Annotated in this window: 13 protein-coding genes; 7 read left to right on the top strand and 6 right to left on the bottom strand. The window is 68.6% G+C overall.

Annotation, left to right across the window (positions count from 1 at the left end):
- Nucleotides 1-99: 99 nt before the first annotated feature.
- Nucleotides 100-432, top strand: coding sequence for an L-rhamnose mutarotase (locus tag ABVF28_RS14010; protein WP_104244631.1), 333 nt, complete (start codon nucleotides 100-102; stop codon nucleotides 430-432).
- Nucleotides 433-624: 192 nt separating this feature from the next.
- Here ABVF28_RS14010 and ABVF28_RS14015 read toward each other — a convergent pair whose 3' ends face one another.
- Both ABVF28_RS14015 and ABVF28_RS14020 read right to left on the bottom strand, forming a co-directional pair.
- Nucleotides 625-1,140, bottom strand: a complete 516-nt coding sequence (locus ABVF28_RS14015) for an adenine phosphoribosyltransferase (protein WP_104310158.1) — start codon at nucleotides 1,138-1,140, stop codon at nucleotides 625-627.
- Nucleotides 1,141-1,210: 70 nt separating this feature from the next.
- The gene (locus tag ABVF28_RS14020) at nucleotides 1,211-2,083 is read right to left on the bottom strand and encodes a LysR substrate-binding domain-containing protein (protein WP_371030945.1); all 873 of its coding nucleotides are present in this window, start codon (nucleotides 2,081-2,083) and stop codon (nucleotides 1,211-1,213) included.
- Nucleotides 2,084-2,115: 32 nt separating this feature from the next.
- Between ABVF28_RS14020 and ABVF28_RS14025 the strand changes: the two genes are divergently transcribed.
- Nucleotides 2,116-2,625 (top strand): GNAT family N-acetyltransferase, encoded by a 510-nt coding sequence (locus ABVF28_RS14025; RefSeq protein WP_371030946.1) that lies wholly within the window; start codon nucleotides 2,116-2,118, stop codon nucleotides 2,623-2,625.
- Nucleotides 2,626-3,047: 422 nt separating this feature from the next.
- Here the strand turns inward: ABVF28_RS14025 and ABVF28_RS14030 are convergent, their stop codons facing one another.
- Entirely contained in the window at nucleotides 3,048-4,058 is a 1,011-nt protein-coding gene (locus ABVF28_RS14030) for a LacI family DNA-binding transcriptional regulator (RefSeq protein WP_371030947.1), read from the bottom strand.
- Nucleotides 4,059-4,315: 257 nt separating this feature from the next.
- Here ABVF28_RS14030 and rhaI point away from each other — a divergent pair, with 257 nt between their 5' ends.
- Genes rhaI through ABVF28_RS14050 form a run of 4 tightly spaced genes read left to right on the top strand, consistent with a single transcriptional unit; the run spans nucleotide 4,316 to nucleotide 10,334 of the window.
- Nucleotides 4,316-5,482: an L-rhamnose isomerase gene (rhaI, locus tag ABVF28_RS14035; RefSeq protein ID WP_104254704.1), complete on the top strand. Its 1,167-nt coding sequence runs from the start codon at nucleotides 4,316-4,318 to the stop codon at nucleotides 5,480-5,482.
- A 58-nt stretch (nucleotides 5,483-5,540) separates the two neighbouring features.
- Complete coding sequence (locus ABVF28_RS14040; protein ID WP_104254703.1) at nucleotides 5,541-7,577, top strand: bifunctional aldolase/short-chain dehydrogenase; 2,037 nt, start codon at nucleotides 5,541-5,543, stop codon at nucleotides 7,575-7,577.
- Nucleotides 7,574-9,055, top strand: coding sequence for a rhamnulokinase family protein (locus ABVF28_RS14045; protein WP_371030948.1), 1,482 nt, complete (start codon nucleotides 7,574-7,576; stop codon nucleotides 9,053-9,055). The genes ABVF28_RS14040 and ABVF28_RS14045 overlap by 4 nt, the downstream gene beginning before the upstream one ends.
- A gap of 19 nt (nucleotides 9,056-9,074) precedes the next feature.
- Complete coding sequence (locus ABVF28_RS14050; RefSeq protein WP_104310164.1) at nucleotides 9,075-10,334, top strand: alpha-hydroxy acid oxidase; 1,260 nt, start codon at nucleotides 9,075-9,077, stop codon at nucleotides 10,332-10,334.
- A 312-nt stretch (nucleotides 10,335-10,646) separates the two neighbouring features.
- On the opposite strand, the gene ABVF28_RS14055 is transcribed toward ABVF28_RS14050, so the two are convergent.
- Genes ABVF28_RS14055 through ABVF28_RS14065 form a run of 3 tightly spaced genes read right to left on the bottom strand, consistent with a single transcriptional unit; the run spans nucleotide 10,647 to nucleotide 11,960 of the window.
- Complete coding sequence (locus ABVF28_RS14055; protein ID WP_371030949.1) at nucleotides 10,647-11,510, bottom strand: Cof-type HAD-IIB family hydrolase; 864 nt, start codon at nucleotides 11,508-11,510, stop codon at nucleotides 10,647-10,649.
- Between the two features lie 10 nt (nucleotides 11,511-11,520).
- Nucleotides 11,521-11,733 (bottom strand): DUF2945 domain-containing protein, encoded by a 213-nt coding sequence (locus ABVF28_RS14060; RefSeq protein ID WP_211891485.1) that lies wholly within the window; start codon nucleotides 11,731-11,733, stop codon nucleotides 11,521-11,523.
- A complete protein-coding gene (locus ABVF28_RS14065; protein WP_371030950.1) occupies nucleotides 11,730-11,960 on the bottom strand; it encodes a hypothetical protein in 231 nt (76 codons plus the stop codon). Before ABVF28_RS14065 ends, ABVF28_RS14060 begins: the two co-directional genes overlap by 4 nt.
- 94 nt (nucleotides 11,961-12,054) lie before the next feature.
- On the opposite strand from ABVF28_RS14065, the gene ABVF28_RS14070 reads away from it, so the two are divergent.
- Nucleotides 12,055-12,399, top strand: a complete 345-nt coding sequence (locus ABVF28_RS14070; protein WP_371030951.1) for a PadR family transcriptional regulator — start codon at nucleotides 12,055-12,057, stop codon at nucleotides 12,397-12,399.
- Nucleotides 12,400-12,436 lie beyond the last annotated feature (37 nt).

Below are 12,436 nucleotides of genomic sequence, written 5' to 3' on the forward strand. Positions count from 1 at the left end.
CCTCCCGGATGTTTGCGGAGGTGGGTGGTGGCGGACGGGGCGGCAGATGCGGAGCGGCACTCACTCAGGCCAGCCGCCAAACCAGATAGGAAGAACCTCATGCCAAGAATCGGATTCCAGCTCAAGGTCGCACCGCAGCACATCGACGAGTACGTCCGCCGTCACGCCGAGGTGTGGCCCGAGATGCTCGCCGAGATCGCCGCCGCAGGGCGACGCAACTACTCGCTGTTCCTCGCCCCGGACGGCACGCTGTTCGGCAGCTACGACGTCGACGACGAGGCCGCCGCCAACGCCTACCTTGCGGCCTCCCCGGTCGCCGCCCGCTGGGAGGCGGACATGTCCCAGTTCTTCGACGGACTCGAGGGCCGCGCCGATCAGGCGGCGTCACCCCTCGTCGAGGTCTTCAACCTCGAAGACCAGCTCGGCGCCTAGCGTCCACTCGTCGCGGGGTCTTGGCGCGTCCCCGCCGCTGATAGGTCGCTTTCATCCCGTCCCAGCGCCCGATACGGGGCGAAAGTGCCGCATCCGGCGAGGGGCGCGTCGGATGCGGCACGCTGAGGGCAGGCTGAGGGCAGGCCGTGCGCAAGGGGGCCGCGCAGCGGGCGAGCGCAGGTCGAGCCGAGCTCAGACCTCGAAAAGGCTGTGCACGGGGCCGCAGATACGCTGACCGTCGAGCTCGAGCAGCTCCATCAGCACGGCCGTGCCGGCGAGCGTGTAGCCCAGCTCTTCGAGCAGCTGCTGCCCGGCGCGGAGCGTCCCACCGGTCGCGAGGATGTCGTCGACGAGGAGCACACGTGTGCCGGCGGGGAGGTCCTTCGACGCCTCGAGCCGGTCCGTCCCGTACTCGAGGTCGTAGGTGACTGAGACTGCGGGGCGCGGCAGCTTGCCCGCCTTCCGGATGGGGACGAGGCCGACGCCCGTCGCGTTGGCGATGGCGCCCGCGAGCAGGAAACCTCGCGCCTCGACGCCTGCGACGACGTCGAAGGTTCCGGCGAAGGGCTCGATCACGGCGTCGACGGCGGTGCGCAGGGCAGGCCCGTCGGCGAAGAGCGGCGTGATGTCGCGGAACTGGATGCCCGCTTCCGGGAAGTCGGGGATCGTCGCGATGAGCGACTCGGCGCGCGCGAGCTCAGGGTTCACGCGTCCAGGATACGTGTGGGGAGCGAGCGGGCACGGGTCGCGCCGGCCCCCGACCCCGGGCGATGATCTCTCAGTCCACGTCGATGAAGGCGCGCAGGATGGGCCGGTGATCGTCGGCGCGCGATGCCCACGCGAGCTCACTGAAGGCGTCGGTGTCCTTCAGATCGAGCACCGCGATGCCTGGCGGCGGGGAGAGGACGGTGCTCGCGGGAGCCACGGTCACCCCGATGCCAGCCGCGACGAGGTGCAGCAGCGTCGTCCAGGTGCTCCCCGTCTGCACGATGCTCGGCATCCGCCCGCCTGCCAGCACTGGCGCGAGGTTGCGTTCCGTCGCCAGCGCCCCGGCTTCGGCGGGGAAGAACACGAAGGGGTCGCCGGCCAGTTCGCTCGCGCGGATGCTGCCCCGCGTCGCGAGTGGGTGGGCGAGGGGTACAGCCGCCACGAACCCTTCAGTGCGGAAGGGCGTCAACCGGACGCCGTCGACGGGGTCCGGGTCGCGGACGATCGCGAGGTCCAGCTCGCCGAGCGCGACCTTCACGAGGAGGTGCGCCGTCCATCCTTCGAGGAGCTCGATGTGCACTCGAGGGAATCGTGCTCCGAACCGCTGGACCCGTTCGACGGGGCCAAGGGGGAGCGCTGAGCTGACGAACCCGACGTCGAGTCTGCCCTGCTCTCCACGGCCGATGCGGGTGACCTCATCCACGATGCGCTCGGACTGCGCGACCAGCGAGATGGCCCGCTCGCGGAGCGCGACGCCCGCCGCGGTGAGACTCACGCTGCGGGAGGAGCGGGCGAACAGCTCGACGCCGAGCTCCGCCTCGAGTCGCTTGATCTGCTGCGAGAGCGCGGGCTGCGCCACATGCAGAGCGGCCGCGGCCCTACCGAAGTGCAGCTCGTCGGCAAGCGCGAGGAACGACCGAAGCGCTCGAATCTCCAGATCCATGCATCCAGCTTATGGATGCGTGCGCATCTGTATTGGACGCGCGACTTTCGCTTCGCGAAACTCAGCTCACGACCATCACCATCGCCCCGCTGCAGGATGACGCGGACGCGGCGGCATTCCGCACCCTCAACGAGGAGTGGATCACCACGTTCTTCGCGCTCGAGGACGCCGACCGTGCCGTGCTCGGTGACCCTCAGCACGCGATCGTCGACCAGGGCGGGACAGTGCTGATCGCACGCGACGGTGAGGCGCGCGTGGGCTGCGTCGCGTTGCTGCGGGTCGGCGAGGGGGTCGCTGAGCTGGTCAAGATGGCGGTCGCCCCGGAAGCCCGCGGGGCGGGGATCGGGCGGATGCTCATCACGGCCGCGATCGAGACTGCGCGCGAGCAGGGCCTCACGAAGCTCATGCTCGAGAGCAACCAGTCGTTGGCCCCGGCTGTTCGTCTCTACGAGTCGGTCGGATTCCGACACGTGCCAGCATCGGCGCACGCACCGACCCCCTACTCGCGTGCCGACGTCTTCATGGACCTCGACCTGGTCTGAGGGCACAGGCGCCTCTGCGCGTCTGCTGTGCGTCTGCTGCCCGCCTGCCGCCTGCTGCCTCCGCCCCGGTTGCAAGACCTGGGGCTTGAGCATCCGCACCATCGGATGCGCGTGCGCAAGTGCGAGATCTGAGCGCGGGTTGCCGTTAGACCTGGGGGTTATGCATGCCGGGCGGCGCGGGGAGGTGCGCGAACCCCAGGTCTGCAGGAGGGGGATGGGAAGAAGCGGGGCAAGGCAGAGAGCGCGGGCGGCCCGCACTCGTTCGCTAGACCTGGGGGTTGCGCATCCGCTTTGCCGGGTTCGCGTGCGCAAGTGCGAGATCTGAGCGCGGGTTGCCGTTAGACCTGGGGGTTATGCATGCCGGGCGGCGCGGGGAGGTGCGCGAACCCCGGGCCTGCGGGAGGTTGAGCGGCGCGGGGGCGCTAGACGCGGGGCGTTGTGGACGCGCGGGGCACGAGCTCAGGAGTGAAGCGGATGTGCTCAGGGCTGGCCTTCGGGTCGCGGGCTGATGCGACGAGCAGGTCCATGGCCTTGGAGCCGATGAGGTGCGCCGGCTGGTGGATGGAACTGAGGGAGGTCGATGCGAAGGCGGCGAAGTCGATGTCGTCGTAGCCGATGAGGGCGATGTTCTCCGGCACCCTCGCATGGCTGGTCCCCTGCAGGCTTTGGAGGAGGCCGAGCGCGAGCATGTCGTTGGCGGCGAAGACCGCGTCCGGCAGCTCGGCGGCGCCTCGCTCGGCGAGGACGAGCCCCGCGCGCCGGCCCTCTGACATGGAGAGCGCATCCGTCGCCAGCACCTCGAGCGTCGCGCCGGCGACCTCGCTCACCGCGTCGCGGGCTCCCTCGAAGCGGTCGGTGACCTGCTGAATCTCCATCGGGCCGCCGACGAACGCGATGCGTCGGTGCCCGGTCTCGAGGAGATGCTCGACGGCGATGCGGCCGCCCGTTCGGTCGTCGACGGCGACGGATGGGTAGCGTTCGTCGTCGCTCTCGCGGTCGACGAGCACGACCGGCGTCCCGCGCTTGTGCAGGAGCTCGAGCTGGGGCATGTTCGCCGCCATGGGCGTGACGAGCACCCCGAAGACGCGCTGCTCCTCGAAGAGCCCGAGGTGGGTGCGCTCCCGCTCCTCCTGTTCGTCGCTGTTGGCGACGAGCACTGAGAAGCCAAGCTCGGCGGCGCGCTCTTCCGCGCCGCGTGCGACCTCGGTGAAGAAGGGGTTGCGGAGGTCGAGCACGATGAGGCCGACGGTGCGGCTCTCGCCGGCGCGCAGCTGCCTGGCGGCGTCGTTGCGGACGAAGCCGAGCTCCTCGATGGCCGACTGGACGCGCTCGACGGTTGCCTCGGACACCTTCTCGGGGTGGTTCAGGACGTTCGAGACCGTGCCAACGGAGACGCCGGCGAGAGTCGCGACGTCGCGCACGCTGACTGCCATGGGCCTCCTTTGGTGTACTGAGCAGGATAGGCCACGGGTGAGCGCTCCCGGACCTCGTCCTCGGCGCGGCGTCGTGCGTTCGGCGGGCAGTTCTGTCCCAGCGCTGCGACGCGATTGAAACGTTCTTGACTTCGCGGACGCCGCCTCGTAACCTGAACGCACTGAAACGATTCAATACCTGATCGTGTTCCCGGAGCCGTGGACGACGTCGTTCGGCCCGGGGCAGACCCACAACCGACCAATGAAGGCGACGAACCGTGAGCATCCTCTCCGCAGACCAGCTTGCAGCGCTCGAAGGACAGGGCATCGAGCTCCCGTCCTGGGCGTTCGGCAACTCAGGCACCCGATTCAAGGTGTTCCAGACGGCGGGCACGCCGCGCGACCCGTTCGAGAAGATCTCCGACGCGGCCCAGGTCAACAAGTACACCGCGCTCGCCCCCAGCGTGGCCCTGCACATCCCATGGGACGTGGTCGACGACTTCGCCGCCCTCCGCAAGCACGCGGAAGACCTCGGCGTCGAGCTCGGCACCATCAACTCGAACACGTTCCAGGACGACGACTACAAGTTCGGCGCCCTCACGCACGAAGACGCAGCGGTGCGCCGCAAGGCCATCGACCACCACCTGCGTTGCATCGACGTCATGGACGAGACCGGCTCGCGCGACCTGAAGATCTGGCTCGCCGAAGGCTCCAACTACCCCGGCCAGGCCGACCTGCGCGGCCGCCAGGACCGACTGCACGACTCGCTGCAGGAGATCTACGCCCGCATCGGCGACCACCAGCGCCTCGTGCTCGAGTACAAGTTCTTCGAGCCGGCGTTCTACCACACGGATGTTCCTGACTGGGGAACGAGCTACGTGCAGGTCGCGGCCCTCGGGGAGAAGGCCATGGTCTGCCTCGACACCGGCCACCACGCGCCCGGCACCAACATCGAGTTCATCGTCATGCAGCTGCTGCGCCTCGGCCGCCTCGGCTCGTTCGACTTCAACTCGCGCTTCTACGCCGACGACGACCTCATCGTCGGCTCGGCAGACCCGTTCCAGCTGTTCCGCATCCTCGCCGAGGTCATCCGCGGCGGCGGGCTGAACAACCCGGACGTGGCCTTCATGCTCGACCAGTGCCACAACGTCGAGTCGAAGATCCAGGGCCAGATGCGCTCTGTCCTGAACGTGCAGGAGATGACGGCGCGCGCGCTGCTCATCGACAAGGACGCCCTCACGGCCGCACAGAAGTCAGGCGACGTGCTCGTCGCGCACGAGGTCTACATGGATGCGTTCTCGACGGATGTGCGTCCCGCCCTCGCCGAGTGGCGCGAGTCGCGCGGCCTGCCCGCGAACCCGCTCGCCGCGTTCCGCGCATCCGGCTACGAGCAGCAGGTCGCCGAGGAGCGCGTCGGCGGCGTCCAGGCCAGCTGGGGCGCGTAAGCGCCACCGCGCCGACCAGCCCCCGACTTCACGACCTCAGAGCTTCGAAGGAACTGACATGACGAACCCAGCAGCAGCCGATCTCATCTCGCGCAGCAACCGTCTCGGGGAAGACCCGAAGAACACGAACTACGCGGGTGGCAACACGTCCGCGAAGGGCACCGAGACCGACCCCGTGACGGGTGAGCCCGTCGAGCTGCTCTGGGTGAAGGGCTCCGGGGGAGACCTCGGCACGCTCACCGAGCAGGGCCTCGCCGTGCTGCGCCTCGACCGCTTCCGTGCGCTCACGAACGTCTACCCGGGCGTCGAGCGCGAGGACGAGATGGTCGCGGCCTTCGACTTCTGCCTCCACGGCAAGGGCGGAGCGGCCCCGTCGATCGACACGGCCATGCACGGCCTCGTGGATGCGGCGCACGTCGACCACCTGCACCCCGACTCCGGCATCGCGATCGCCACGGCGGCCGACGGCGAGGAGCTGACGGCGAAGATCTTCGGCGACAAGGTCGTCTGGGTGCCCTGGCGTCGCCCCGGCTTCCAGCTGGGCCTCGACATCGCGAACATCAAGGACGAGAACCCGCAGGCCATCGGCTGCATCCTCGGCGGCCACGGCATCACGGCCTGGGGTGACACATCGGAGGAATCGGAGCGCAACTCGCTCTGGATCATCGACACTGCAGCGGCATACATCGATGCACACGGCAAAGCCGACCCGTTCGGCGGCGTCGTGAGCGGCTTCGAGGCGCTCCCCGCAGACGAGCGTCGCGCTCGTGCGGCGGCACTTGCACCCTCGATCCGCGCCGTCGCGTCGCACGACGCCCCGATGATCGGGCATTTCACCGACGACGAGCGGGTGCTCGACTTCCTCGCGAGCGAGAAGCTCGCCGAGCTCGCCGCCCTCGGCACGAGCTGCCCCGACCACTTCCTGCGCACCAAGGTCAAGCCGCTCGTGCTCGACCTGCCGACCACGGCATCCGTCGAAGAGCAGCTCGCCCGCCTCGAAGAGCTGCACTCGGCGTACCGCGCCGACTACAAGGCCTACTACGATAAGTTCGCGACGGCCGAGTCGCCCGCCATCCGCGGCGCCGACCCGCTCATCGTGCTCGTCCCGGGCGTCGGCATGTTCTCGTATGGCAAGAACAAGCAGACCGCACGCGTCGCCGGTGAGTTCTACTTGAACGCGATCAACGTGATGCGCGGCGCCGAGGCGCTCTCGAGCTACTCCCCGATCTCGGACGAGGAGAAGTTCCGCATCGAGTACTGGGCACTCGAGGAGGCGAAGTTGCAGCGCATGCCGAAGCCGAAGACGCACCAGGGGCGCATCGCGTTCGTCACTGGCGCCGCATCCGGTATCGGCAAGGCCATCGCTACCCGTCTCGCGGCCGAGGGCGCGTGCGTCGTCGTCGCCGACCTCGACCTCGAGAAGGCGCAGGCCGCAGCGGCTGAGCTCGGAAACACCGACGTCGCGATCGGCGTCGCGGCGAACGTCGCGGACGCAGCCGGCGTGCAGGCCGCCATCGACGCGACCCTCCTCGCGTTCGGCGGCATCGACCTCGTCGTCAACAACGCCGGCCTCTCGCTCTCGAAGCCGCTGCTCGAGACGACCGAGAAGGACTGGGACCTGCAGCACGACGTCATGGCGAAGGGCTCCTTCCTCGTGTCGAAGGCCGCCGCCAAGGCACTCATCGAGCAGAAGCTCGGCGGCGACGTCATCTACATCTCCTCGAAAAACTCCGTCTTCGCCGGCCCGAACAACATCGCCTACTCGGCGACGAAGGCCGACCAGGCCCACCAGGTCCGCCTCCTCGCGGTCGAACTCGGCGAGCACGGCATCCGCGTCAACGGAATCAACCCCGACGGCGTCGTGCGCGGCTCCGGCATCTTCGCGGCAGGCTGGGGCGCCAACCGCGCCGCGACCTACGGCGTGAAGGAAGAGGACCTCGGCCAGTACTACGCGAACCGCACCATCCTCAAGCGCGAGGTCGTGCCCGAGAACGTCGCCGACGCGGTGTACGTGCTCACGGGCCCGGAGCTCACGCGCACGACCGGCCTGCACATCCCCGTCGACTCGGGCGTCGCGGCGGCCTTCCTGCGATGACCGAGTCTGCTGCGAAGGGGACGGCTGCCGGCGGCCGCGGTGGGGCGGATGCGCCTCGCACGGTCGCGGCGGTCGACCTCGGCGCCACGAGCGGTCGTGTCATCACGGGCACGATCACGGATGGCGTGCTCACGATGCGCCACGAGGCGCGCTTCCCGAACAACCCGGTGCGCACCCGCGATGGGCTGCACTGGAACCTCCTCGGCCTGTACCAGCACGTCCTCGACGGGCTGGCGGCGGCGGAGCGGGATGCGCCCGGCCAGATCGCGAGCATCGGCATCGACTCGTGGGCCGTCGACTACGCGCTGCTGCGCGACGGTCGTGTCCTCGGCGTTCCGTACGCGTACCGCGACGAGCGGACCGCGCGCGGCGTCGAGGCCGTGCACGCCATCGTGTCGCCGGAGGAGCTCTACCGCCGCAACGGCCTCCAGCACCTGCCGTTCAACACGGTCTTCCAGCTGGCCACCGACGGCGAGCTGCTCGAGCTCGCCGAGCAGATGCTGCTCCTGCCCGACCTGCTCGCCTACTGGCTGACGGGAGCGCAGGTCGCGGAGCGCACCAACGCATCCACGACCGGTCTGCTCCGCGCCGACACTCGTGAGTGGGATGCGGAGATCGCCGAGCAGGTCGGCGTGCCCGCGCGCATCCTGCCGCACCTCGTTGATCCGGGCGCCGTGCTCGGCTCGCTCGAGGGCGAGGCCGCTCGGGTTGTCGGACGCGACATCGACGTGGTCGCGGTCGGCTCCCACGACACCGCCTCCGCGATCGTCGCCATCCCCAACACGGGCCGCGACTTCGCCTACGTCTCGTGCGGCACGTGGGGACTCGTCGGCCTCGAGCTCGACGAGGCCGTCGTCACCGACGCCGCTCGCGAGGCGAACTTCACGAACGAGGGCGGCGTCGACGGCCGCGTGCGCTTCCTGCACAACGTCATGGGCTTGTGGCTGCTGTCCGAATCGCAGCGCCACTGGGAGCCTGCGGCGACGGATGCGCAGCGCTCGAGCACCCTCCAGCAGCTGCTCGCAGACGCGGCGCAGGTCGCCGGCGACGTGCCGATCTTCGACGTCAACGACCCCGTCTTCATGGCGCCGGGCGACATCCCCGGACGCATCACCGCCTGGCTCACCGAGCGTGGCCTCGAAGCGCCGACGACGCCCGCCGGCATCGTCCGCTCGATCGTCGAGAGCCTCGCGCAGGCCTTCGCCGACGCCGTCGCGACGGCGTCGAACCTCGCCGAGCATCCGGTGAGCGTCATCCACATCGTCGGCGGAGGGTCGCAGAACACGCTCCTCTGCCAGGCGACGGCCGACCGCTCGGGCCTGCCCGTGCTCGCCGGCCCCGTCGAGGCGACCGCCATGGGTAACCTGCTGGTGCAGGCACGCGCACACGGCTGGGTTCCCGACAGCCTCGCCGAGATCCGATCCATCGTCGCGAGATCGACGCAGATCATCCGCTACGACCCGAAGCACACCCGATAGAAGCGAAGGCAGCTGCCCCATGGTGAAACGTCAAGCCCCCAAGCCCCTCGAGCTGCTCGAGCTCATGCAGTTCAAGAAGCCCGACCTCAACGGTCGCCGCCGTCGCCTCAACTCGGCGCTGACGATCGAGGACCTGCGCCGCATCGCGAAGCGCCGCACCCCGAAGGCGGCCTTCGACTACACCGACGGCGCCGCCGAGGGCGAGCTGTCGCTGCGCCGCGCGCGCACCGCGTTCCGCGACGTGGAGTTCAACCCGTCGGTGCTGCGCGACGTCGCGAACGTCGACACGTCCAGCACGGTCCTCGGCGGGCCGATGGCCATGCCGTTCGCGATCGCCCCGACCGGGTTCACGCGCCTCATGCAGACCGAGGGCGAGACGGCCGGAGCCGGCGCTGCCGCGGCCGCGGGCATCCCGTTCACGCTGTCGACGCTCGGAACGACGACCATCGAAGAGGTCGCGAAGGTCAACCCGAACGGCCGCAACTGGTTCCAGCTGTACGTCATGAAGGACCGCTCGATCTCCTACGGCCTCGTCGAGCGTGCCGCGAAGGCGGGCTTCGACACGCTGCACTTCACGGTCGACACCCCCGTCGCGGGCGCCCGCCTGCGCGACAAGCGCAACGGCTTCTCCATCCCGCCGCAGCTGACGGTCGGCACGATCATCAACGCCATCCCGCGCCCCTGGTGGTGGATCGACTTCCTCACCACCCCGAAACTCGAGTTCGCGTCGCTCGCGACGACGGGCGGCACGGTCGGCGAGCTGCTCGACTCGGCCATGGACCCGACGATCAACTTCGAGGACCTCAAGGTCATCCGCGAGATGTGGCCGGGCAAGATCGTCATCAAGGGCGTGCAGAACCTCGAGGACTCGAAGACCTTCGCCGACCTCGGCGTCGACGGCATCGTCCTCTCCAACCACGGCGGGCGGCAGCTGGATCGGGCTCCGATCCCCTTCCACCTGCTCCCCGCCGTCGCACGCGAGGTCGGCAAGGACCTCGAGATCGGCGTCGACACCGGCATCATGAACGGCGCCGACATCGTCGCGTCGGTCGCGCTCGGCGCGAACTTCACGATGATTGGCCGCGCCTACCTGTACGGCCTCATGGCCGGCGGACGCGAGGGCGTCGACCGCACCATCGCGATCCTCTCCGACGAGATCATCCGCACCATGAAGCTCCTCGGCGCGCACACGCTCGAAGAGCTGAACCCGTCGCACGTCACGCAGCTCAAGCGCTACGTGCCGACTTCGTTCATCGAGGCGGCACCCGACCGCGCGTAGTTTCGGACGCTTCGCTGACCGGCCGATGCGCCCGCCGATCGCGGCACGTTCACGCAGGAAAGTTGTGGCACTGTGCTGCTCCCGCTCCGGGGAACAACACGGTGCCACAACTGCTTTGGGCTGGGCTGGCCGCCGGGCTGGCTCGGTTCCAGCCGGTCAGATTGATGGGTTTTCGCGACTGGTGATGGGAAAATACCCACCACCAGTCGGCGTAACCCATCACGCTGGTCCGGCGGAACCCATCACCGGTTGGCAAAACCCATCAGAGTCGAAACTGCGTTGCGCGACGCTAGGTGGAGGTCGCTTCGACACCTATCCCTTCGCGTCCAGCAGCGCGCTCACGACGGTGAGCACGCCCTGCTCCTGGTTGGAGGGCGCAAGGTACCGCGCGAGCTCCTTCACCTCTGGATGCGCGCCCGCCATCGCGTAGGAGCGGTCGGCCTCGCGGAACATCTCGACGTCGTTGAAGAAGTCACCGAACACTGCCGTCTGCGCGGCGGTCACGCCGAGGCGCTCCTGCAGCTGCCGAACCGCCCTGCCCTTGTTGGCCTCTGGCGGCATGATGTCCATCCAGTGGTGGCCGGAGACGACGACTCGGTGGGATTCGCGGAGCTCGTCGACCTCGGTGGCGGCGCCCGTCTCGACCTCAGCGAAGTCGTAGACGGCGATCTTGACGTACTCGTCGTCCGTGTCGAGCACGTCGTCGACGACGGTGAGCGCCTCGTAGTAGTTGCGGGCCTCGGCGATGAACTCGTCGTCGCCGCGTTCGATGTACGCGGACTTCTTGCCGCACAGCACGAACCCGAGGTCGTGGCCACTTGCGGCGAGGCCCCGTAGGAGCGCGATTGCGCGCGCGATGAACGCGCTCTCGAGCGTCAGCGAGTTGACCTCCGCTCCATTCCGGACCACGAAGGTCCCGTTCTCGGCGATGAACGACATGCCCTCCGAGTCACGCTCGAAGAGCTTCGCGAGCGTCGCGTACTGGCGGCCGCTCGCTGGCGTGAACTCGACGCCTGCCTCGCGCATCCGCGTCAGCAGCGCCCAGAACTGGTCGGGAACGGTGTGGTCGTCGAGGAGCAGCGTGCCGTCCATGTCGGCGACCACCAGCCGCACGTCGTTGCCGTCGAGCGACGTCTCGTAGTGGCGGTCGGCGGTCTCGAGAACGGTGTCTGCCATGCGGGCAAGCCTACGAGAGCTTGCGGAGCGCTGACCCCTTGTGCGCGGCCTTCGCTCCAGTCTTCTCCGACTCGATGAGGTATGCGGGCTCGTCCGTCGATGCGGTGAACTTCTGCCCGTCGAACTGGAAGTCCTTGGTCTTCTTCTCGATGATCTTGCCCTGCGTGCGCCCCTGCGACGTGTTCCAGCTCACGCGGTCGCCGTTGCTGAAGTCTGCGGTCATGGTGTCTCCTCGCTGCTGCTGTCGCTGCCGTCGGTTTCGTTCGGGCCGTTTGAGTGTGGATCGGTTCGTGTGCTCGGGTTCGGCTTGCGGTACGCGATGATGGCGAACACCACGCCGAGCGCGAACCAGACGATCCAGATGCTGCCGTCGTTGCCAAGATCTATGAGCGCGACGATGAAGAACGCGAGCGCCACCCACGCGTAGGTGTTCAGCAGCAGCTTCCTCATGTGCGCATCCTGCCCGTCCGTGCTGGACGTGGAATGGATGCGCCGCGAAGCCGACTAGATGCGAATACGCACTAGTCCGTGCAATGATCTAGTCATGACTTCGACTGACTGGCCCGGCGAGTGGGTGCGAGCTGCCCTGCCCGGAGCGGTGCTCGCACTCGTGAGCGAAGAGGACGCGTACGGGTACCTCATCGCGCAGCGACTCGCGGCGGCTGGATTCGGGACGATCAAGGGCAGCACCCTGTATCCGCTGCTGGCTCGCCTCGAGCAGGACGGTGTCCTCGCCTCGACGTGGCAGGACGGTTCCGGGGGGCCAGGTCGCAAGTACTACTCGATCACCGATGCGGGCCGGCACCGACTCCAGGAGCACCGACGCTTCTGGCAGGACTTCACGACGACGACGACGGCGGTTCTCGCCGAGAAGAGGAACACGAGATGAGCAGCGGACAGCTGGACGACTACGGTGATCAACTGAC

It is taken from the genome of Pseudoclavibacter sp. JSM 162008, assembly GCF_041366455.1.
Taxonomy (GTDB): Bacteria; Actinomycetota; Actinomycetes; order Actinomycetales; family Microbacteriaceae; genus Pseudoclavibacter.

What these genes read in the sequence shown, in the direction of transcription:
- ABVF28_RS14055 (WP_371030949.1), bottom strand. Translation starts at nt 11,510, where the DNA reads ATGGCAGACACCGTTCTCGAGACCGCCGACCGCCACTACGAGACGTCG.
- ABVF28_RS14045 (WP_371030948.1), top strand. Translation starts at nt 7,574, where the DNA reads ATGACCGAGTCTGCTGCGAAGGGGACGGCTGCCGGCGGCCGCGGTGGG.
- ABVF28_RS14050 (WP_104310164.1), top strand. Translation starts at nt 9,075, where the DNA reads ATGGTGAAACGTCAAGCCCCCAAGCCCCTCGAGCTGCTCGAGCTCATG.
- ABVF28_RS14020 (WP_371030945.1), bottom strand. Translation starts at nt 2,083, where the DNA reads ATGGATCTGGAGATTCGAGCGCTTCGGTCGTTCCTCGCGCTTGCCGAC.
- ABVF28_RS14010 (WP_104244631.1), top strand. Translation starts at nt 100, where the DNA reads ATGCCAAGAATCGGATTCCAGCTCAAGGTCGCACCGCAGCACATCGAC.
- ABVF28_RS14040 (WP_104254703.1), top strand. Translation starts at nt 5,541, where the DNA reads ATGACGAACCCAGCAGCAGCCGATCTCATCTCGCGCAGCAACCGTCTC.
- ABVF28_RS14030 (WP_371030947.1), bottom strand. Translation starts at nt 4,058, where the DNA reads ATGGCAGTCAGCGTGCGCGACGTCGCGACTCTCGCCGGCGTCTCCGTT.
- ABVF28_RS14070 (WP_371030951.1), top strand. Translation starts at nt 12,055, where the DNA reads ATGACTTCGACTGACTGGCCCGGCGAGTGGGTGCGAGCTGCCCTGCCC.
- ABVF28_RS14060 (WP_211891485.1), bottom strand. Translation starts at nt 11,733, where the DNA reads ATGACCGCAGACTTCAGCAACGGCGACCGCGTGAGCTGGAACACGTCG.
- ABVF28_RS14065 (WP_371030950.1), bottom strand. Translation starts at nt 11,960, where the DNA reads ATGAGGAAGCTGCTGCTGAACACCTACGCGTGGGTGGCGCTCGCGTTC.